The organism is Vibrio rarus, from assembly GCF_024347075.1.
GTDB lineage: Bacteria > Pseudomonadota > Gammaproteobacteria > Enterobacterales > Vibrionaceae > Vibrio > Vibrio rarus.
On record NZ_AP024901.1, the window covers coordinates 365,321 to 386,959 of the forward strand.

The 21,639-nt window shown below is 42.6% G+C and carries 18 protein-coding genes; 4 read left to right on the forward strand and 14 right to left on the reverse strand.

Annotated elements, in window-relative coordinates; translation table 11 throughout:
• Positions 1-515: 515 nt before the first annotated feature.
• From OCU56_RS14725 to nrfB, 7 genes are all read right to left on the reverse strand, one after another.
• Positions 516-1,025: a hypothetical protein gene (locus OCU56_RS14725; protein WP_261875477.1), complete on the reverse strand. Its 510-nt coding sequence runs from the start codon at positions 1,023-1,025 to the stop codon at positions 516-518.
• A 40-nt stretch (positions 1,026-1,065) separates the two neighbouring features.
• On the reverse strand, positions 1,066-1,641 hold the full coding sequence (locus OCU56_RS14730) for a DUF2913 family protein (protein WP_261875478.1): 576 nt from the start codon (positions 1,639-1,641) through the stop codon (positions 1,066-1,068).
• 42 nt (positions 1,642-1,683) lie between these two features.
• Positions 1,684-2,118: a cytochrome c-type biogenesis protein gene (locus OCU56_RS14735; RefSeq protein ID WP_261875479.1), complete on the reverse strand. Its 435-nt coding sequence runs from the start codon at positions 2,116-2,118 to the stop codon at positions 1,684-1,686.
• Positions 2,115-4,079, reverse strand: coding sequence for a heme lyase CcmF/NrfE family subunit (locus tag OCU56_RS14740; protein WP_261875480.1), 1,965 nt, complete (start codon positions 4,077-4,079; stop codon positions 2,115-2,117). Before OCU56_RS14740 ends, OCU56_RS14735 begins: the two co-directional genes overlap by 4 nt.
• Positions 4,080-4,151: 72 nt before the next feature.
• Positions 4,152-5,099: a cytochrome c nitrite reductase subunit NrfD gene (gene nrfD / locus OCU56_RS14745; RefSeq protein ID WP_261875481.1), complete on the reverse strand. Its 948-nt coding sequence runs from the start codon at positions 5,097-5,099 to the stop codon at positions 4,152-4,154.
• 1 nt (position 5,100) lies between these two features.
• Positions 5,101-5,787 carry a cytochrome c nitrite reductase Fe-S protein gene (nrfC, locus tag OCU56_RS14750; protein ID WP_261875482.1) on the reverse strand — a complete coding sequence of 229 codons (687 nt, stop codon included), beginning with the start codon at positions 5,785-5,787 and terminating at the stop codon, positions 5,101-5,103.
• Positions 5,788-5,795: 8 nt separating this feature from the next.
• Positions 5,796-6,380, reverse strand: coding sequence for a cytochrome c nitrite reductase pentaheme subunit (nrfB, locus tag OCU56_RS14755; protein WP_261875483.1), 585 nt, complete (start codon positions 6,378-6,380; stop codon positions 5,796-5,798).
• 508 nt (positions 6,381-6,888) lie between these two features.
• On the opposite strand from nrfB, the gene nrfA reads away from it, so the two are divergent.
• On the forward strand, positions 6,889-8,274 hold the full coding sequence (gene nrfA, locus OCU56_RS14760; protein WP_390904888.1) for an ammonia-forming nitrite reductase cytochrome c552 subunit: 1,386 nt from the start codon (positions 6,889-6,891) through the stop codon (positions 8,272-8,274).
• A gap of 80 nt (positions 8,275-8,354) precedes the next feature.
• Positions 8,355-8,990, forward strand: a complete 636-nt coding sequence (locus OCU56_RS14765) for a TPR domain-containing protein (RefSeq protein WP_261875485.1) — start codon at positions 8,355-8,357, stop codon at positions 8,988-8,990.
• Here the strand turns inward: OCU56_RS14765 and OCU56_RS17530 are convergent.
• Entirely contained in the window at positions 8,928-9,236 is a 309-nt protein-coding gene (locus tag OCU56_RS17530; RefSeq protein ID WP_390904881.1) for a pentapeptide repeat-containing protein, read from the reverse strand. The two genes, OCU56_RS14765 and OCU56_RS17530, sit on opposite strands and share 63 nt — an antisense overlap.
• A gap of 98 nt (positions 9,237-9,334) precedes the next feature.
• On the opposite strand from OCU56_RS17530, the gene OCU56_RS14770 reads away from it, so the two are divergent.
• Positions 9,335-10,879, forward strand: coding sequence for a ParB-like protein (locus tag OCU56_RS14770; protein ID WP_261875486.1), 1,545 nt, complete (start codon positions 9,335-9,337; stop codon positions 10,877-10,879).
• Positions 10,880-11,310: 431 nt separating this feature from the next.
• On the opposite strand, the gene OCU56_RS14775 is transcribed toward OCU56_RS14770, so the two are convergent.
• From OCU56_RS14775 to OCU56_RS14790, 4 genes are read right to left on the reverse strand one after another with little or no spacing between them, the layout of a single operon-like run.
• A complete protein-coding gene (locus OCU56_RS14775; RefSeq protein ID WP_261875487.1) occupies positions 11,311-12,018 on the reverse strand; it encodes a response regulator in 708 nt (235 codons plus the stop codon).
• 35 nt (positions 12,019-12,053) lie between these two features.
• On the reverse strand, positions 12,054-13,487 hold the full coding sequence (locus tag OCU56_RS14780) for an ATP-binding protein (protein ID WP_261875488.1): 1,434 nt from the start codon (positions 13,485-13,487) through the stop codon (positions 12,054-12,056).
• A 10-nt stretch (positions 13,488-13,497) separates the two neighbouring features.
• Complete coding sequence (locus OCU56_RS14785) at positions 13,498-15,498, reverse strand: MacB family efflux pump subunit (RefSeq protein WP_261875489.1); 2,001 nt, start codon at positions 15,496-15,498, stop codon at positions 13,498-13,500.
• Positions 15,499-15,500: 2 nt separating this feature from the next.
• Positions 15,501-16,727, reverse strand: coding sequence for an efflux RND transporter periplasmic adaptor subunit (locus tag OCU56_RS14790; RefSeq protein ID WP_261875490.1), 1,227 nt, complete (start codon positions 16,725-16,727; stop codon positions 15,501-15,503).
• A gap of 317 nt (positions 16,728-17,044) precedes the next feature.
• Between OCU56_RS14790 and OCU56_RS14795 the strand changes: the two genes are divergently transcribed.
• Positions 17,045-17,419, forward strand: a complete 375-nt coding sequence (locus tag OCU56_RS14795) for a hypothetical protein (RefSeq protein WP_261875491.1) — start codon at positions 17,045-17,047, stop codon at positions 17,417-17,419.
• Positions 17,420-17,701: 282 nt separating this feature from the next.
• On the opposite strand, the gene OCU56_RS14800 is transcribed toward OCU56_RS14795, so the two are convergent.
• Together OCU56_RS14800 and OCU56_RS14805 are read right to left on the reverse strand one after the other, a co-directional pair.
• Positions 17,702-18,649, reverse strand: a complete 948-nt coding sequence (locus tag OCU56_RS14800; RefSeq protein ID WP_261872596.1) for an IS30 family transposase — start codon at positions 18,647-18,649, stop codon at positions 17,702-17,704.
• Positions 18,650-18,802: 153 nt separating this feature from the next.
• Positions 18,803-21,637, reverse strand: a complete 2,835-nt coding sequence (locus tag OCU56_RS14805; protein ID WP_261875492.1) for a putative Ig domain-containing protein — start codon at positions 21,635-21,637, stop codon at positions 18,803-18,805.
• Positions 21,638-21,639: the final 2 nt, after the last annotated feature.

A 21,639-nucleotide genomic window follows, 5' to 3' on the forward strand; every position in this document is an offset into this window, starting at 1 on the left:
AACATTATGAATCATAACGTTGAGTATAAAATGAGGCTGTCGATAAAGAGAGGTATTTAAAAATATTGATGAAGAAATTGTGGGGGATGCTCAAAGCATTATCGACGTTTCTATCGCTATTAAGGCGACCAAGAAGAACATTTATATAAGCATTTATATAGACACCCATAATTAAAACCTCATTAGCGCATACATTGAGCACCTAGCATTTATAGGTCAGACACAGCAAGTTCAACAGGGCATCGGTTTTAGCTACAGTGTCCGTGCTGATATTTACAGTGGGTGGCCATATTTTTTACAATGAACGGTGTAATTAAAGGTGATCAAATTATTCATAGGGAATGAGGTGTCGGCTGGTCATGGCTGATAGTCCAAAGCTAACTCGCTCATTCTAAGTTTCTATGACTGGTGGCAAGGCATCCCAAGTTTATGTTTATTACAAGTGATACGTTAAGCCATGCTCGCTTTTGACTTACAAGGCTTAGCTTTTCTGATTGGCGATCATGGTAGCTGTGTTATGTTGATATTTGGTTAGTGCATGCGGTATAAGACTGAATAACTGCGTCATCAAAATAGAAAAAAGAGTCTTTAGTCAGCATCCCTTGACTCAACGTTAATTTGATTGGTGAGTTGATGTTTGTCTTAATCTCAGGGTAGAAGTCAGTATCAGCCGCCCATGAGCGAAGTCCTGTGGGTTTTAGCTCGAACTCTATATTGTCGTCATGGGTATATGTGGTAAAGCGTACTGATTTGTCCAGGTCGAAGTTGGCGATTATGCCCGTTTGACTGCGCTTTAGTAACAGTAAAAGCTTGCGTCTGCCATCATCATAGGATGTGATCGCTATGACTGCCTGCTCCAGCGCATTACCAGTATGTGAAACAGCAACGCAGGACTGACCTTCCTCGTACGCTCGGTGATATGCGGCACTATATCGCTCTTTTGCGATGACTGTTGAGCCATCCGACCCTACAGCCATGCTAGATAGCGTCATAAGTGCTGTGGCCACGATAAATTTTCTTTCCATGCTCAAAACCTCACCATCCCTTAGAAAAACATGTTGCTTCTTACGCTTTCTTTAGCTTAATTCGCAACAACTCCTCTTTCCTCTCATGCTCCACAGCAAACATCTTGTATGTGCCTATGATGTTCAACAGCTTTGCTTCTTTTGTTGCTGATGCTCTAACAAGCCAGTCGAGTGTGTCTGTTAGCGTCATTTTATCATCAAAACAGTTATGCAGATCTGCATGGTGAATCAATATTTCTACTGATTGCTTAGTTTCTTGTTTTTCCAGTTTAAAATTCGGTGAGTATTGTACCGACGTGGATAGTTGTCGCTCGATATCCTTAATCAAGAAATAGAAATGCTCTAAGTCATTGTTACCCTTTGGCTTCTCTAGAACCAGTAGTGCAACTATACGTGATTCTAGGTCTTGCCCCTTTTTCCTCCCAAGTAGAATGAGAGTTTTAATTTCTTTTTTGATTAACTTGTACTTAGGGCTTTTCACTATCCCCTTTAGGTACTTAACAAGTATCTGATTACGTTTTTCAGTGCTTAGAAAACCTTTTGTGTCGGGTTTCTGCATTTCTAAGTGAAGCAGACTGTGACAGGTCATAGCCTCAATTTGTACTGCATAACTCATGTATTTTTAACTCAAAGAGTACAATGTTCGGGTAGCAGTTGCTCATACTATGTCTCGTATTGAGCGTTTGATATCCCCAATACCAAAACCAATCATGAGCAACCCAAGCAAGATAGGAATCCCCCACAGCATGGCGTTCTTAATGCTAAATGAAGGCTGATAAAGGACGTGCTCACCGTATCTCGCCACCATATACTCTTTCACCTCATCATCTGATTTTCCGGTCTTGATCAACTCAAATACCCTAAGTCGAATATCCTTAGCCACCGCAGAATTAGATTCGATTAAATTTTGATTCTGACACATGGGACAGCGCAAGGTTTTGGCCAGATAAATCGCCTGCTTTTGCTGAGCTACAGAATCAAATTCAAACAGATCGACAGGGTGAGAAATAGCTTGATAGCCCGCAGCAAAAACTGCGGATAGACAGCCGAGGCTTAATACCAACAATACCGTCAAGTGCCATAGTGCTCTCATGCGTGAGACTCCCGCGTTATGGCTCTTTTATTACGAAGATGAAGTTGTTTAACCAACACTCCTCGCACAAGTAAACCAACACCTGCGAAAACCACCAATAGCCCCCCCAAACCAATCCAACGAATGAAGGCCTTAAACTGAATTCGAACAGCATAGTGTTGAGGGTCTAGCTTTTCTCCAAGGGTAATATAAACATCTCCATTCCAATACGGCGTCAAAGAGGGTTCTGTCATATCCATTACGCGAACGGGATAATGTCGCTTCTCTGGCTTTACTATCACACTATTCCCTGATGTATGAGTAATCTTAATAACAGCCTGTTCTGCGGTAAAACTTGGAGCAACGTAGAGTTGGGTCTGCTGGTAATGTATCTTATAGTCGCCAAATTGCATGCTATTTTGCGGGCCAAGTTTGGCCGTCAACTCATAAGAGTAATGGCTGTTCATACTGGCTCCAAAGGCCAGTATCGCAACGCCAATATGAGCAATCGAGACTAAATAAACCTTATATCGACATGTCTGTTTGCGCACTCGAAAACAGCGAAGAGCGTGAGTAACGATCAACCAAACTACAGCCCAAGTGGTGATAAACGAATAGGTCGACCATGTGGCAGCGACCTCATTGTCATGATGGATGTAGTAACGAATAAACATCAAAGCCAGTATGGCACTCACTAACCCCGTTATTAATGCTAATTTTCGAGGAAAAACACCCGGCTGTGCCTGCCACTTGAGTAGTGGACTTAACGCCATAGTCATTAGAGCAATGATGGTTAATGGCGCAAATAACAAGTTAAAGTAAGGCGCACCCACTGAGATATTACCTAAGCCAAACAGTTGGTATAGCAGAGGGTAGAACGTACCCAAAAGAACAATTGCGGTTGCTAATACAAACAGGTTGATAGCCCATAAGATCAAGGTGTTTTTAGTAGCAAATCGTGAGATAGCATTGGACTTTATTGAAGTGCTGCGATTAATAAGCAAGACATAGGCACTAACAAACACCAAGCTCAGAATACCCAGCAATGTCAGCCCTTTGCTTGGATCAACCGCAAACGCATGCACTGAGGTTAATACACCAGAGCGAACGATAAACGTGCCTAAAATACTCAGGCAAAATGTCACGATAGCCAGTGAGAAGGTCCATACTTTTAACTGCCCTTGCTTACGGCTAACCATCACTGAATGGACTAGCGCTGTGGCGGTTAGCCAAGGTAGAAGCGACGCATTTTCAACAGGATCCCAGAACCACCAACCGCCCCAGCCTAGCTCGTAGTACGCCCATCCCGAACCAACAATAATACCCGCACTAAGAAAAACCCAAGCCAATAAGGTGTGGCGGGTCAAACGCTCAAAGACATCCTCTTCTGACTTAGCCGTTATCAAGTAGCCACAGGTAAGTGCTAGTACGGACGCAAATCCTACATAACCTACATATAACAAAGGTGGATGAATAATAAGGCCAATGTCTTGAAGCATTGGATTAAGGTCTCGCCCTTCAAGTGGCAACACTTCATTCAATGCAAAGGGGTTGGATGCAAACAAAGTAAACCAACTGAAAATGGATACCAGCGCCAGCATTAGCCAGCTAGCATGAAAATCACTAAGGTGACTATTGCGCCTAGAAACTAGCACAGCCCAACCAGAAATTATGGCCACCCAAAACAACATTGAGCCTTGGTGTCCCCCCCAAGTAGCCGCGATCTTAAATGGTAACGCTAAGGCACTATTTGAGTTTTCTGAAACATAAGAAAGGGAAAAATCATCGCTAGCGAAAGCAACACTTAGTGCTAACAGTGATAACCCAGCAAAAAGAAAGGCAACAACGGAGAAAGAGCAAGAGATTGCAGCGGGCACTAGGGTTTGCTTGCGCAGTAAAAGACTATAGAGCCCAATTCCTGCGCCACAACTACTGACAACTGCTGTCAGAATCAAACAAAACAACCCTAGATTCGCTAGCATCCGTTTTCCTATAAAAACAAACCCAAGCAGTTGGAAAGAATCCAAGATGCTTGGGTAATAACCAGACGGAAATTAAATAACCGTCATCTGTCCTGCGTAAAGCACAAAGGTACGTAGCATCAGGACACCAATCAAACTTAAAATGGTCACGGTAAGAATAAATCCGTGATTATGCTTAGTGCTAGAAGGACTAAAGTAGTTCATTGCCAGTGGCAACAACATACCTATACCCACCACACCAAACCAGAACCAGTTAGACCAGAAGCCTCCACCTATGGCGTTCCAAGCGGCCGCTTCATGCTGTCCACCAGTGAAGATGAGCCCAGTAAAAAATGTCACTAGCACGAACAGTTCAAACAGTACCACTGGACGCTCAAAACTATGAATCCAAGCCACACTGGAGCTATGCGCATCCTCCTTGAACACCAGTATGCCAAACAACAAACATGCCGCAGCACCGGATGACAAACTAGAGAACAAGAAAAGAATAGGCAATACAGGGTTATTCAGCATTGGATAGGTTTGCAACGCTGACAACAAAAATCCAGTGTAGGCCGCTAAGGCTATAGCTAAGAAACCTAAGAACAGTTCAATACCATTCTCAAAGCTTTTGAACTTGAGCAGCAAACCGTCCACAAACTGAAACTTACCGCCCAAGAAGTTCATGATCGTGGTTCTAAAGATGATGCCAATCCAAACAAACAATACCACCATGTAGACTTGGAATAGGACAACACCCATCGACATGACCGACGTTGGGTTGTAGTAAATCATGATTTTCCAGAAATGAAGAGGCTTGGTCAGGTGGAATACCAATATCAATAGACCCACAATAATGCCAAATGGCGCAAGCCACGCGATGGCCTTCATGATGCCGTTTTCTGATGCGTCACCAGTAATTACCTTGCGCTTTAGGTATAAGCCAACAATTACTGCACCTGCGGACATCCCTGCGAGGAAAAGATAGATAGCAATGATCCAATCCCAAACCAAAGAATCAAAATGAAATGCACTGTTCATATTACACCTCCCCCTTATCAAACGGCACTTTATACATCTGAGGCTTAGTTCCCAAAGTGACTTTGTCACGATAAACAGGCTTCGTCTTAATTGCTTGACTGATATTACTGTTAGGATCATTGAGATCACCAAACACTAATGCAGTGGTTGGGCAACTCTCTACACAAGCAGGTTGCTTACCTTCTGCGAGATTGGTATCACGACAGAAATTACATTTATCAGCTGATTTCGTCTCTGGTTGGAAGAAGCGAACTTGATAAGGACATGCGGCTAAGCAATAGCCACAACCTACGCACTTCTCTTTATGAACATCGACAATGCCTGTTGCTTCGTCTTTGTATGCTGCTCCTGTTGGGCACACATACACGCAAGGCGGGTTCTCACAATGCTGACAAGCATCTCGCGTAAACCGATATTCCACATCGGGAAATGCGCCAATAGGCTCAGAGCGTTCAATCTCTAAACGGCTCACTCCCTCAGGAACATTATTCACTTTTCGACATGCCTCGGTACAAGCTGTACAACCAATACAGGCATTTTCATCATGAAGCATGCCGTATTTGATCTTCGCCTCTTCTTCCCCACTGGCAAACGAGTGTCGACTAGATAAAGCCGCCGTTGTGCCAACGCCTGTAGTAAAGATGACGGCGCCTGCGCCAGCGATGAAGTTTCTTCTAGAACAACTCATATCATCTCCTACTCTTCGCGCTTGTGGTTGAAGTCTGAATGACAGTCGACACACATACCAACGACAGCCTTATGATCATAGGACAATACCTTAGCATCGGTCCCATGAACGATATGACAATTCGAACATGTTAAGTTTTTGGCATGCACATCATGTGTCCAACTTGATTCACGCAAGCTTTCAGACGTATGACAATCCATACAAGTGCTGTTGGCTTTAAGAATCATTTCAGGAGATAACTGTTGCTTATCCGTCCCTGCTTGAGACTGTGCATCAGAGTATTTGATGACGGTTGATCCACCGTCGCGATGATCTGGCCCGATGTTACTATGACAATCTGTACAATAGGCTTCTTTACCCATTGCATCGATGACATTTTGTCCATGAGATCCAGATAAAGTGTGTTTAGAGTCCTTGTGACATTGAATACATTTGTAATCTTTGTCCCTTGTAAACTCTACTTTATAGCGTTCTGATGTCGCTGAATCACTTGGGGCACTATCTTTGGCCAAAACATTAATAGAATAACCAAATAGACACAGTGCTAGTAAGACTTGAAGCATTGTACCTATGGTCAATTTAACATTGCCCATCGTATCCTTTCCTTAAATCGAGATAAAATTGAGTCCAATTTATTTCGATCACTAATTAACACCTCTCGGCTCTATATTACTGAAGCCAAGTGCAATCAATTCTTATTTAGGATAAGCCACAACGCTTTAATTAATAATAATAACAAATGCGCTACATACCTAATTAAATTATGTGTATTAGTGAGACAGACCCAGAAAAAACATCATTAAAAACAGTAGTAATCCACTGATTTTAAATGACATTTAATCTCATTAACCTTGATTTAACATTTAAATTACCTTTTGTGACCTATGTCTACTCGGCAAATTGATATAAATCAATTTAAGTTATGTTAACAAATGAGCTCTGCTATTTTTCACTTACACTTATGTCGTTGTCTATATTGCTCAACCGTATAGGCTTCACCTCCAATTCTTTTTAGGAACCTGCCCCACAACGCAATTCATAAAATGAGAATATGGAGATAGCATTGTGAACAAACAGTGGAAAGTAAGGTTTTTCGCGCCTATAGCTTTGTTAGGTCTTTTGACCTGCAGTGCTTTTGCGTCTGCCGAGGATGGAGTACGCATTGATCCGCGTAATCAAGCATTCGAAGATGCACATCCAGATCAATACCATAGCTGGAAAGCCACCAGCGAAAGTGAAGAAATAGACGATGCGCTCGCAGGAGACCCGAATATGGTGATCATGTGGGCGGGCTATGGTTTTGCCAAAGATTATAATAAAGCCCGTGGGCATTTTTATGCCATTGATGATGTAAGGGAAACCTTACGTACTGGTGGCCCTACTGATGCCGATTCTGGTCCTATGCCAATGGCGTGTTGGAGCTGTAAGAGCCCTGACGTTGCTCGTATCATTGATGAACGTGGTGAAGATGGATATTTTGAAGGTAAATGGGCTCGTCTTGGTAGCGAAATCGTGAACCCTATTGGCTGTTCTGACTGTCATGATACAGGTAGTGAGAAATTCAAAAATGGAGAGCCTGAGCTAGCCATTACCCGCCCTTATGTCGATCGCGCCATGCAAGCGATTAGCAAGCCATTTGAAAAGCAATCTCGATTAGATCAACAAGCGAGTGTTTGTGCACAATGCCACGTTGAATACTACTTCGTTAAAGACGCGAAAAACGCCGTTAAATTTCCTTGGGATATGGGTACAAGTGTCGGCGAGATGGAACTCTATTACGACGCCATTGGTTTTTCCGATTGGACGCATGGCGTCTCTAAAGCCCCAATGCTGAAAGCTCAACACCCTGGCTACGAAACGTGGCGTGACGGTATTCACGGTAAAAACAACGTCGTGTGTGTTGACTGTCATATGCCTAAAGTTGAGCGCGAAGACGGCACGGTGTACACAGACCATAAGATTGGTAACCCATTAGACCGCTTCGAGGATACTTGTGCTAACTGCCATACCCAAAGTAAAGAACAGCTTCAAGGCATAGTTTCAACGCGTAAAGCGCAAGTACTTAACATGAAACTGACTGCTGAGAAGCAAATTGTTGCTGCTCACTTTGAGGCAAAAGCAGCTTGGGATGCAGGTGCCACTAAACAAGAGATGGAGCCTATTCTACAAGATATTCGACATGCTCAATGGCGCTGGGATTACGCTATCGCATCACATGGCATACACATGCACGCTCCTGAGATTGCATTAGAAGTGCTAGGTACGGCTGTTGATAGAGCAGCAGATGCTAGAACGAAGACCATTCGACTTCTTGCGAAGAAAGGGGTTACAGACCCAGTACAAATTCCTGATATCTCGACCAAAGAGAAAGCACAAGCGGCTCTTGGTATGGATATGGATGCGATGAATGCAGAGAAAGAACACTTCTTGAAAACTGTAGTACCAAAATGGGAAGAAGATGCTCAAACACGTGAAGCCAATTATTAAACGCCACTTAAAATAGGCAGGCTACAATAACCTAACCGAGGCTCCGATATTTCCGGAGCCTCATTGTCACAGGAGAATCAATGCAAAGTACGGCAGCTATATTATTCAGCTTGGTCTTAATCACTGCAGGCATACTCTATGCAGCGCTGCGAAAACAGCTGTCAAATACTGCCAGTCTTTCCTTTTCAAGTTTAGCGACTGTAGTTATCTTTACTCTGGCATCTGGTGTTTGGTTTGTTCTAAAAAATGAGTTACCTTCCCCACCTCTTGCTAAAGCGCCTCTCACCATTGAACAAGTGATGGAGGACAAACAGAGACAGCTAACTGACAGCCCTAACGATGCCAATGCATGGTTCGAACTAGGTCAGCTTTATATGAGCCAATATGAATTTGACTCCGCAACGACCTGCTTTGATTATGCAATAAGGCTTTCTAAAGTCCCTTACGCAGGACAGTTTTCCGCTCTAGCCACTGCCCAGTATTATCAAAACTCACAAACCATCACATCTGATGTACGCCGTTTATTGGACATGACTCTAGAGATGGATCCATTCAACGAAACAGCGCTGCAACTGATAGCTTCAGACCACTTTATGAGTGCGAGATATGAACAAGCTATAGTCCATTGGACAATGATGTTAGATTCTGGCCGTTTAGGCGTTGATAGGGCTAAAGTCATCAGTAGCATCAATCAGGCTCAGTCTTTTATTCGATAAAAAGCTTCTGAAATACACTGCTGACTTGGATTCCGTAGCTTGATAATGGCTAGTGTCAACACGGTTGATTGCGCTATCGCTCCGATTAGCGTGACTGAAATCGGTTCGAAATAGAGCTGCACCATACAAATCAATGTCTAGCATTTGCACGTGGCTCATGTTTGCGTTTCGTAAATCTGCATCGCGGAACGTTGCCTTGTTCAGGTTCGCTCTGATCGGTAGGCCTACATCAGTCACCCATCCCACAACGACTGCAACATCTTCTTTATCAGAATGAAATATTTATGTCACGATTGCATATTAATTTAACGCATGAATTTTCATTCCATATTATAGAAGGACTTATGAATAAGACCGGGATCTTTACCACGATTGGCGCTCTGGCTATCTTCGCTTTACCAACTCACGCAAGCAATGTCTCTGAAGGCGATGTTATTAACCTTAGTCTCCATGAGTTAAAACCAACTCAACCATCTGTGGGCTATGATCAAATTATGTACAAGTTGGGTCGTTACCAATTTGACCAAGAAAAGATGTTTGATGAAATCTGCGAAGCCAACGGCCAAAAAGGCGTAGCGAGCATCAAAGACCAAGCACACCCGAATATTTCTTCAACTTTCACCTGTGAAATGGAAACAGGTACACGTAAACAAGACATGAAGACAGTCGCTATCGCCCCTAACGGTGAATACTACCTGACTGATGGTCACCATACGTTCAATGTGTTCTACCGCATGCCGCAAGGTGGCGCATCGTTCAATGTGAATGTGGTGGTTGATAAAGATTACCGCAACCTCAAAAACATGGATGCGTTCTGGAACCAAATGGCTAAAGACGGCAATACATGGCTGTTTGACAACAACGGTGAATCGATTAGCTATCAACAACTTCCAACCTCTCTTGGGCTAACCAACTTCGCTAACGATCAATACCGCTCACTGATGTACTTTTCTCGTGGTGTGAGTTGGAACAAGCCAGAACAGACAGTTCCTTTCTTAGAGTTCTACTGGTCTAAAGAAGTACGTAAAGCGATTGATACCGCAGACTTTGATCTAAATTCTACCGAAGGTTACGCAAAGGCCGTTAATGCGGTCAGTAACCATATCCTATCTATGGATACCAACAATGTTGGTGGTTCAAAGCTTTCTGTTAAGAATATGGGGCAGTTTGACGCATACAATCAAAAAGGCTTCGATAAACTGTTCAAAGAGCGCGGTAAGGTTGACTACATGCTGCGTTATAAAACAACATCTACCGCCAATGGTTTAAGCTATGACTTAGCAGCGGCATCAGCTCCTACACTCAAGCAAGTAGACCAATTTACCCTTGAAGCAAACACAAGCTTTAATGATTACCCGGCAGCCTCTGCTGATGGTATCGTTAATGCAATTGTAGAGATCCCAACAGGGACTTCCGCTAAGTGGGAACTAAGCAAAGACAATGACAAGCATGTTATCTGGGAACACAAAAAAGGCGCACCACGCGTGGTAAACTACCTTGGTTACCCAGGGAACTACGGTTCTATCCCACGTACGTCACTACCCAAAGAATTTGGTGGTGACGGCGACCCGCTAGATGTGATTATTCTTGGTCAGTCAGTACCACGTGGTGACGTTGTTCCTGTACGTCTTATCGGTGTGATGAAAATGCTAGATGATGGCGAGCAAGACGATAAACTTATTGGCGTACTCACTAACGACTCTCCATTTAAAGATGTGGCTTCTCTAAACGAGCTAAACACTACCTACCCAGGTGTAAAAGACATCGTTGGTCTATGGTTTGAAAACTACAAAGGCCCAGACGGTGGCATGGAACTTCAAGGCTGGGGCAATGAAGCAGAAGCAACCAAGATCCTTGACGCTGCAAGAAAGCACTACGTTGTGAATTAAGCGGCAGTCAGATTATTGGAATGGATTTAAGCCTTCGTTGCGTTGCAATGAGGGCTTTTTTCTTGGCGTTGTAGAAAGGTATCTACATATACAGGACTCACCACATGCTTCGCTGCGAAGGTATTAGACAAAATCTTGTTAAAAATCTCATATCATAAGGTGAGATATTTATATGGACACCCATAGTTAAACCTTCATTAGCGCATACATTGAGCTCCTAACATTTACAGGTCAGGCACAGCAACTTTAATAGGGAATCGCTTTTAGTTACGGTGTTCCATGCTGTTATTTACAATGGGTGGCCATATTTTTTTTATACATTACTGGTGCTTTCTTCTTTACGATTTCAGCCACAAAGCGAGAGTGTGGGGTTTTGGATGCGCTTACGAATAGTACAAATCGACACATAGTTTGATCAAGCTGTCTATAAGTTATTTAAAACTCTCATGCTGCAATTTGTACCCTACCCCATAAACCGAGCGGATAGGGTTTGCTGTTCGTGCAACCGCATGTATTTTTTTGCGGATATTCTTAATGTGGGTGTCTATATTTCTGTCTGATACATCTGCAAGATCACTGTAAAGCGCATTGAGAATATCATCACGGCTGTATACTCGGCCTGGATGCTCAACCAATATTTTAAGTAACATAAACTCTTTAGGCGTTAAATCGAGAAAATTGCCACCAAATCGAGCTTCATATTCGTCGGGCTTCAATACAAATTGTCCCAATACTAATTCGGTGCTGGGTTTAGCTGTTTGGTTTGGAGTGATAACTTGAGTGCGGCGCAGTACGGTTTTGATCCTCGCAATCACTTCCCTAGGGCTAAATGGCTTGCAAATATAATCATCGGCTCCGAGCTCTAAACCAATTAATCGGTCAATCTCTTCACTTTTTGCGGTCACCATAATGATGGGTAATTGAGAGAACTGGCGTACCTGTTTGCAAATCTCGATGCCATCCATATCGGGCAACATCAAATCAAGCAGTATTAAGTCGAATGTGTGCGATTTCACCGTCTCTACCACTTTTGCACCCGATGCAAGATGGGTCACTTCAAAGCCGCTATTTTGGCAATACGCGATTAAGACTTCGGTAATGTATTCCTCGTCTTCCACAATCAAAATGTGCGTATTCATTCTATTTATCCTCTATCGACGTCTATTGCGAGCCATTATATTGATGAGCTTTGGTGATGTACCGGCAGAGTTATCATCATTTTAACACCGCCCAAAACTGATTTTGACGCACAAATAGTGCCTTGATGCGCCTCAATAATTTGATGGCACAATGCTAAACCAATACCAGAACCGCCATGCTCTCGGCTGCGTGATTGTTCTACTCGATAAAAACGCTCAAATACTCGCGTCAGGTCTTGCTCAGGTATAGATGGTGACGTGTCTTCGATAATCACCGTAACGGTATTCTTATCTTGATTAAGCGATAACGCGATGCTTCCCGGCGTGTTGGTATAACGACAGCTATTTTCCAATATATTACTAAATAATTGTGTCAAACGTTCCCGATCGGCAACCACAAGACACGCTGCATTCTCTTTTGTATATAAGGATTCACACTGTAAACTCAGCCCTAAGTCATCAGTTTTAACCTTGAAACCAAGTAAGGTATCCTTAACAAGTTCAACAAGGTTGAATGACGATTTTTGATAGGATAAACCGCCAATATCACTACTGGACAACTGGTAAATATCATCCACTAAATGACCCATGCCATCAATTTGCTCAATCATCACCTGTAAACGTTTTTCATCCGCTTTAAAAATCCCATCTTGAATGGCGTTGAGCTGCCCACGAACCACTGTGAGTGGGGTTTTCAGTTCATGAGCTACATCTGACATCCATTTAGAACGTTCCGTTTTGTTCTGCTCCAATGTCTGAGCCAGAACATTAATATTGTCAGTCAATAAACTAAGTTCATCATTACTACTGCTGTGCACTCTTGTTGCAAGATTACCTTGAATTAACTGTGTCGTACCTTCATTCACCCTAAAGATGGGCGCGACTAAATGACGAGAGAAAATCCAGGCGGTCACAAACGCAACCACAATAACAATCAAGGTAATTGCAATATAGCTTTGGTATTGCTCCGCCAAAAATACATTGGCAGGGCTGTGATCGGCCAATTGTGAAGGAATATAACTTAACCAACCAATAACGCGCCCTTCTAGCACTATGCTTTGAGTAAAGCGGTCTTCGCCAATTCGGTCTCTGCCTATCACGACCACTTTATTAGCATCATATAAACTGAGTCTTCTCTGCGTTTGCAGTAATTGGCTCATCCCTGTGGTATCGGTCGGCAAAGAGAGTGACTCACTCTCCTCATCCCCTTTTCGAGTGCCAACTAAACGTCGCCAATTATTCTCATCTTCTTTTAATGATTGCCACGAGCCATTCGCTTGATAATAATAACCCAACTTCTGGCTTACTTGTTCGATATAGCTCGATTCTGCCTCCTTAATAAAATCATGAAATCCCGATGACAGGTTTTGCATGATCAGAGCGAGCATAACGCACACCGCTACAAAACTGGTGATGCAAAAAGCGAAAAAGAACTTATGAATGAGCTTCAGTTTATAATGTACCTTCAACGTTTTTTCCTTATCCTCGAGATAACGCGTCTACAGGGTTTAATCTTGCTGCATTTCTGGCAGGTAAGAAACCAAAGAGAACCCCAATCAGTGTTGAGCAAATGAAAGCGGCGGTAATTGAGTTTGTGGAATAAATCATACTCAAACCACTGCCCGTCGATGAAATAATTAAACCCACAGCATAAGCTAATCCTATGCCCAAAACGCCACCACACAGACAAACTAAAACAGCTTCGATTAAGAATTGTCTTAAAATATCGGCCTGTCTTGCGCCAACGGCCATACGAATGCCGATTTCTCGGGTTCGTTCGGTTACCGACACCAACATGATATTCATAACACCAATACCACCAACCACCAATGAAATAAAGGCAATGGCCGAAATGAGCATAGTCATCGAAGACGAGGTTTGTTCAATATTTTCTCTTACCGTATCTGTATTGACGGTAAAGAAATCCTGCACACCATGACGCATTTTAATTAAGTTGATTATGGCTTGCTCAGCTGCAATACTGGACTCGTCATCGCTCACTCTAACCGTAATCTCATTAACGTGATTTTGGCTATAGATACGTGAGTTTACTGTACTATAAGGCAGCCATACATTCAGAGCGTCGCTATTACCAAATGCCATTTCCCTTGCTTGTGTCACCGCGATAATGCGTACCGGCAAGCGACCTAAAAAGATGACTTTGCCAAGCGCATCACCATCAGGGAAAAGCGCATTAAAGGTATTATGATCAATAACCGCCACTTGCTCTAGTGCATCAACACTCTGCTCATTAAATAATTGCCCTTGCGCAACATTAAAACCCCGAACGCGAAAATAATCAGGGCCAACGCCTTGCACTTCTGCTGTGATCGCCTTACTGCCATAACGCACCGCAACATTGGCGCGCACGGTCGGTGTCACACTATCAACAAAGGGTAGATGAGTTAAGGCTTTGGCATCATTTACCGTTAACGTTCTAACTCGTCCTACGCGTCGGTCACCCAACCCAGAACCGGGTTTGATTTCAATGGTATTGGTTCCCATTGAAGCCATTCGAGACAATACCTGAGCTTGAGAGCCATTACCAATCGCGACCACAGACACCACAGATGCAATGCCGATGATGATCCCCAACATCGTTAAAAATGTTCTTAACCGATGACTGCCCATCGCTGACAACGACATTTTGAACGCTTCAACAACACTAAACCATGAAGCGGAGAAGGGTTTTGATGGGAATTTACTTGGGCTATTTTCATCTTCGATACTTGGATTGTCTTTAACACTTGATGAAGTCACTGTTACGGGATCCTGCGTTAAGTCGTCACTCGCATCGCAGGTTATATCACTGACAATTTCACCATCCGAGATCTCAATAACGCGATCAGCAGTGGCAGCAATTTTAGGATCATGAGTCACCAAAACAATGGTATGCCCTTGTTGATGTAACTCACGCAGCAGGCGCATCATTTCTTTACCGCTGTGACTATCGAGCGCACCGGTCGGTTCATCAGCAAGGATCACCGTGCCACCATTAATTAAAGCGCGAGCAACACTGACTCTTTGCTGTTGCCCTCCACTGAGTTGGCTTGGCTTATGATCCATACGGTCAGCGAGTCCTAACCTATCTAACAATTGCTCTGCACGCGCTTGGCGGGACGTTTTATTTTCTGCCGAGTACAGCGCGGGAATCTCAACATTACCGATAGCCGTGAGATCATCTAACAAATGATAACGCTGAAATATAAAGCCAAAATAGTCACGTCGTAATTCGGCCAATTGCTCAGGATTCATTGCTGATGTATCGCGACCATTAACGATATAAGCCCCTTCACTTGGCGTGTCTAAGCAACCTAAAATATTCATCAAGGTTGATTTACCCGAGCCGGATGCTCCTATGATCGCGATCATTTCTCCGCGGCGTATGCTCAAATTAACGTTGTTCAATACCGTTATTTGATCATCACCAGCAGGAAAGTGGCGACTAAGACCTGAGACTTCTAATAGTACGTCACTCATACTTAAGGTCTCCCGCCATTACCTGGCCTACCATTATTTCGTCGGCTTTTTTCTTGCCCTAATGTCGATGACATATCAAAACTTGATGACGATTTGGTGTTGGCTTGACCTATAACTACTTGGTCGCCTTGCTCTAAACCACTGAGCACTTGAGCATACACTTTATTATTGATGCCAATCTCAACATCTCGCATTTCTAATGCACCTTGAACTAACACAGGCACACGATAACGATTTTCACCCGAAAGCTTGTGAGTTAAAATTTGCGATGGCACCAATAGCGCTTTCTGCGCAGCATCTAACACAATCGACACTTGCGCTGTCATACCAAAACGAAGCAACTGTTCTGTGTTGTCGACATCAAATACGGCGTTGTAATAAATGGCGTCATTGTCACCAATATTTAGTTCGCTATCGTTGCCAGTAAGAAGGGTTGGCCCTGGCTCTATCGATCTTAATTCAGCATAAAAATTGTGCTGTGGCGCGCCTAGAATAGAGAAGTACACTTTTTGCCCTTTCTCGATATGGATAATATCGGCTTCAGACACTTGCGCCTTAATTGTCATAACATCAAGTTGAGCAACTTCAACAATGGTAGGCGTTGATTGATTGGTATTAACCGTTTGCCCCTCTTCAACAGAAACATAAACAACGGTGCCATCAATGGGTGATTCGATCGTGGTATAACCTAAGTCCAATTGCGCATTATCGACACTGATCTGTGCCTTCTCTTTTTCCGCAGCCAGCTGATCAAGCTCGGCTTTATAAACTAGCAGTTCTGCTTTTGCCGCATCGTACATGGATTGCGAGCCAGCATTTTTTAGCAACATCGCTTTTTGTCGTTCAAAAGAAAGCTCTGACTGATGAATCTGCGCTTGCTTCGCACGGTATTGCGCATTGATATTGGTGAGTGATGCATAGGATTCTTTCAGTGCATTTTCTTGTGAATGACTATCAATCTTAGCAATAACATCGCCAGCTTTGAGTGTATCGCCGACCGTGACGGCTATCGACGCTAATTTACCGGATACTTGAGCCCCAACATTGACCATTTTATAGGGGTATAACACACCGTGAGTTAGCACCACATCTTCAATGTTTCCGACGCGAACAGCCTCCGTAGAATAAGTCACGGTTGAGGTATCATTCTTAAAATAAAAATATGCAGCGACGGCACCGGTAGCGATAACAAGTAAAGAGATTGTCACTAACTGTTTGATGTTTTTCATGTGCAGTTTCCTAATCTATCTAACTGTAACTAGGATAACCAACAAATGTGAGGGAAGATTGAGATGCGAGAAAAACTTAAGTGACTGATAAATATAATATATAACTAAGCTTAGTTGAATTGTGTGTTAAATGTGTAGAAATAATACAAGTCGTCACAATAGATTTATATGGACACCCATCATAGATTTATTTGGACACCCATAGTTAAACCTTCATTAGCGCATACATTGAGCTCCTAACATTTATAGGTCAGGCACAGCAACTTCAGCAGGGAATCGCTTTTAGCTACGGTGTTTCATGCTGTTATTTACAATGGGTGGCCATATTTTCATTTTCCTATAAAAAAGAAACTTGGTTCAAACCACTGCCTACTTTTAAATATGGATTTGCTAATTCACCAGTTAACGTCATACTATTTAGTAGCCCAAAGGCGATGCAAGGAAAAAGAAATGAAGGTAAACTCATCTATCTTCAGGTTTATATTAATAAAGATCAAAACCCTACTCTATTTAGTAATATTCAAAATGCTTTAAAAGGCAAAACCGTTGATTTTTGGGAAGGTAGTAACGATAACTCTGCTACTTTACGTTGGCCACTGCATCATGACTCAGATTTAGCAGGTGAGGTAATGTCTGTCTTAAATATTGTATATTCTATGACTGTTCTGGATGCAGTTGTTGAATGTGATTAAGTTTCAAACAAAATAAAAGATTTATATGGACACCCATAGTTAAACCTTCATTCGCACATACATTGAGCTCCTAGCATTTATAGATCAGGCACAGCAATTTCAACAAAGAATCGCTTCTAGTTACGGTGTTCCATGTTGTTATTTACAATGGGTGCCCATATTTTTCTTCAGTTACAGCCTCGGATTAGCTAAGTATTTTTTTCAAATAATTCAATGTTAATAACTAGTTGAACCTTGAAAAAAAAGCCCGAATTCAACTCCGAAGTGCGACATTCTTAATATTCAAGTAGCCTCCATCATTTCTCTAAAAATGACAGCAGGTTGCTTGAACCCTAAACACTTTTTTGGACGATAATTAATTCGTTGTTGCGCCCTTTCAATATCATCATCACTAACCGTTCTTAGATCTGTTCCTTTCTTTACGTACTGTCTCAACAGGCCGTTAGCATTTTCATTCGCTCCTCGTTCACAAGAGCTGTAAGGGTGTGCGAAGTACACGTCGGTTTCTAATGCCCGTGCTATTTCTTCATGACCTGCAAACTCACGACCATTATCTGCGGTAATAGTATGAACGAACGCTTTATAAGGCATCAGCATTGCTATGGTTGCGTTAGTCACGTCTTTTGCTGACTTAGAGGGCACTTTCTGTGTCAGATAAAAACGCGTTTGACGCTCTAAGAGAGTGACAATTGCCCCCGTTCCATGCTTGCCTAAGACCGTATCAATTTCCCAGTCACCAAAGCGTTCACGACTATCAACAATGTCAGGCCTTTCATCTATTGAAACTGCGTTTTTGATTGCAGGTGCTTTCTCTGTCTTGCCCCGTCGATACCGCTTATGGCCTTGGCGCAAGTGCTTAAATAGCTTTCCACCTTGTCGCTTATTACGAGCGACGAATCGGTAAATCCACTCATGGCTCACTTTAGCCCCTGCGCGGGTTAAGACATTAGATATTTGCTCTGGACTCCAATCGATAGACAACAGAACCTCAATAAAATCTATACGCGATTGAGGTACTTGATACTTACGGGCTTGCCGTCGTTTTTCTATTGATTGATGATGTGCTTTGTCTGGCCGATATTGTTCTTTCTTGCTACATCGTTTCAGCTCTCGATAAACGGTTGAGCGATGGCATTTAACTGTCTTAGCAATTTCAGATATTGAAATTCCCCGTTCCAAAAGGGCAGAAATTTGATATCTTCTTCCCTCGGTCAACTGCTGATAATTCATAGTAGTTCTGCTTGTTTCTTTGGCGAGAAGAGCGTACCACTTTCGGCAGTTGGCTTCTTCTTCTATGCCTTTCCATGAATGTCGCAGTTATTATCTGAAATCGGGAGCCAGCTATTTTGGCTGGCTTCAATTTATATCGTCAAAACGGAGAGATTATTGCTGTCTTGCAACCCAGTAATCAAAGATTTCCTTCGTCTTTTCTTCTGATTTACCAAATGGCATAGAGTAAGTTACATTACTATTATCCGCATCTTCCTCAACTAGATACAAAAAGTCACTATTACTGATATTGGTTGGGTAAAAGTTCCAAGTTTCAATACCTTCGCCGACATTCGTTGTAATAGCCAATGTATTATCCACTACAGTCCAAGTAAGAGGCCATGACTCTTCACCTACCGCAAGAGTACCAGTAGCATCATTATTAAATGCATACTCAATTAGTATTGGATCTGGGTTGGCATTAGAGTCACTCCCATAATCAGCATCATCTTGCAATACATAAAAAGTTTGACCCGCTACATCTGAACTAAGTAAAGTACCTTCACCTGCAAACTCACCCAACACGTAAACTTGCAGATCAGGTTTGTCCGATAATGTTGATAAAGCAAAAGTAAACTCATCGCTGATATAAACTAGTTCATCACTATCCCCATCATATGACCAAGTATTATTTTGATAAGTTTCAGCATCCGAGAATGTCCACTCAGAGCCATTACTTAAATTTGCATCATCAGAAAAACTAACCGAATTTGCGAATACTTTCTTGCCCTTTAAGTATGCTTCTGCATCGATATCTTTGAATGGTGACTCAGCTGGTTCTATTGGCTCTTCTGGGTCTACAGGTTCCTCAGGGTCAACAGGACTAGAGTTACCTACCCATTTAACATTAAACAGTACATCTGATAAATCGGATGACTTACCAATCACACTATAAATCTCGCTTTGTTTGAAGTTATCAAAGCTTAGATCAAGCTCTACACCAGCACGAATGCCACCCTCTAGCTCGATATTAAAACAATCATAAGTTGAATATTGAGTTGCACCTGATTCAAAGTTACCAGTTACAGCGAAAGAATTATATTTGCTTTCAATTACAGCACAAGTAATGTCATTACCATCAGCATTTTTGAAAGAAATATCTATATCAGCTTGGTAACCATATTCCTCAATATTCATTTGAGCTGTAACAGATACTGAACCAACAAGATCGTCACCGCCCTGTGGGTCTGGCAAATAAATAGGGAACATGGTGTTGCCGTTCGAGTAGTCAGAAGTTAGCGTCAAACGCTCTTCTAGATCAGCACTATTAGTAAATAGAACTTTTCTTTCACCCCAAACGTTTGCAATCATCGCACTTTCTGCGATTAAAGAACCATCGTCAAGAATAGTAAACTCTTCTGTTCTGATATCTGGTGTATCTGTTTCACTATCATCCCAGGACACAGACAGTACACCGTCAACGACTGTGTAAGAAGCACCTTCAAACTCTTCTAATTCAATGTTCTCACAGCTTGTGCGGTTTGCAGCAGCACGAACGCCCATGTAAACTTTGCCATCCATTAGCTGTATTGCATCACACCATACGCGCGTGTAGTCATTACTATCATCATTGTCACCGTCACTGCTACCGCGCTCAGCGTAGTACCAAACAGTCTCTTCCAGAGGGTGTTTAACTTCTACAACAGCTTCAGATACTTCAAAGGCAAATTCCGCTATTGCAGGTATATCATTTACGCCATCTGTCGCAATTAACATAAAACTGAACGCACCAGATTTAGCGGGAGTACCACTTAGTGTAAGCACGCCGTTTGAAACATTTGCAGAAATCGCGAATTCTGAGCTGATAACTTGAGTTGAAATCGTTAACTCATCTCCATCAGTAAATAGCTCTGAAATGTCGAAAGAATCATTTAAAACTTCTCCCACTGTTACCGAAAGAACATCTAATTCAGCTTGAAGGCTAACTTGTACGCCACTATCTGTAACAGGAGCGCTATTTGGTGTTGTGACTGTTAATTCAAACACAACAGCATTCGATACTAAACCATGCTCATCTGTGGCAGTAATATAGTAAGTGAATTGACCTGCTGTTTCTGGCTGGCCTTGAATGTAGTTAGACTCATTCAGAGACAGACCGTTCTGGTCAGAAAATTGGTAAGTTATTGCATCATCATCAGGGTCGCTAAATAACGTTGCTACCGAAATTGGAGTGATGGATTCACCAAGTTCGATTTCTTGATCTGGTATTCCTGCTATTGCCCCTGGACGATAGTTTTCTTCTACTACAGGTTCACCCTCTTCAGGGATGTCAATCACAGGTGAAAAATCTTCAATTGGCTGCTCATTTTCGATGATAACTTCCAAGTATTCAGCGATTTTCTTAACAACAGAAAGGAGCTGCTCGATGTCCACTTCAGTACCATCTTTCTCAAGATCGACCAATGCTTCACCAATGGCATTGATGGCTTGAGCAACCACATCAGTCTCAATATTAGCGATGTAATCACCAAACACATCTTGCTCATCGGCGGTAATATTATCGCCTACAATCGACTCAACAACGGCTGTTTTTGCTTCTTCAACAGATAGCCCTGGATTTCCAGCCAATTGGTCTGCGACGAGGTTCGTCATCGGACTCACCACATCAAAACCCGCTGGAGCGGTTAGCTCGAACGAATCAGTTACCAAGCCACGTGATGTATCAACAGTTTCACCTGCAATCGCTTTCACAATTAGTGCAAAATCTCGCTGAGTGACAGGTACTTTAAGTTGACCATTTTCATCGGTTTTACCAATGAATTCACTCTGTTCAGCCACGCTATTATTGTTGCGATCGGCATAAATTGCGGCACTTTTCAGATAACCATCAATTGCCGTGGTCGTAAAGGTAGTTACTTCTGGAGTTGGATCATTTGATGTGTTGCTTGAGTCACTATCACAGCCTGTTAAAGCAGCAATGGAGAGAGCTACATAATGGTACTTCTGCATTT

Bases quoted from the DNA above. Each gene is read 5' to 3' on its own strand.
- OCU56_RS14725 (WP_261875477.1), bottom strand. From the start codon at position 1,025: ATGGAAAGAAAATTTATCGTGGCCACAGCACTTATGACGCTATCTAGC.
- OCU56_RS14775 (WP_261875487.1), bottom strand. From the start codon at position 12,018: ATGAATACGCACATTTTGATTGTGGAAGACGAGGAATACATTACCGAA.
- OCU56_RS14735 (WP_261875479.1), bottom strand. From the start codon at position 2,118: ATGAGAGCACTATGGCACTTGACGGTATTGTTGGTATTAAGCCTCGGC.
- OCU56_RS14790 (WP_261875490.1), bottom strand. From the start codon at position 16,727: ATGAAAAACATCAAACAGTTAGTGACAATCTCTTTACTTGTTATCGCT.
- OCU56_RS14800 (WP_261872596.1), bottom strand. From the start codon at position 18,649: ATGAATTATCAGCAGTTGACCGAGGGAAGAAGATATCAAATTTCTGCC.
- OCU56_RS14770 (WP_261875486.1), top strand. From the start codon at position 9,335: ATGAATAAGACCGGGATCTTTACCACGATTGGCGCTCTGGCTATCTTC.
- nrfB (WP_261875483.1), bottom strand. From the start codon at position 6,380: ATGGGCAATGTTAAATTGACCATAGGTACAATGCTTCAAGTCTTACTA.
- nrfD (WP_261875481.1), bottom strand. From the start codon at position 5,099: ATGAACAGTGCATTTCATTTTGATTCTTTGGTTTGGGATTGGATCATT.
- OCU56_RS14765 (WP_261875485.1), top strand. From the start codon at position 8,355: ATGCAAAGTACGGCAGCTATATTATTCAGCTTGGTCTTAATCACTGCA.
- OCU56_RS14785 (WP_261875489.1), bottom strand. From the start codon at position 15,498: ATGAGTGACGTACTATTAGAAGTCTCAGGTCTTAGTCGCCACTTTCCT.
- OCU56_RS14805 (WP_261875492.1), bottom strand. From the start codon at position 21,637: ATGCAGAAGTACCATTATGTAGCTCTCTCCATTGCTGCTTTAACAGGC.
- OCU56_RS14730 (WP_261875478.1), bottom strand. From the start codon at position 1,641: ATGAGTTATGCAGTACAAATTGAGGCTATGACCTGTCACAGTCTGCTT.
- nrfC (WP_261875482.1), bottom strand. From the start codon at position 5,787: ATGAGTTGTTCTAGAAGAAACTTCATCGCTGGCGCAGGCGCCGTCATC.
- OCU56_RS14740 (WP_261875480.1), bottom strand. From the start codon at position 4,079: ATGCTAGCGAATCTAGGGTTGTTTTGTTTGATTCTGACAGCAGTTGTC.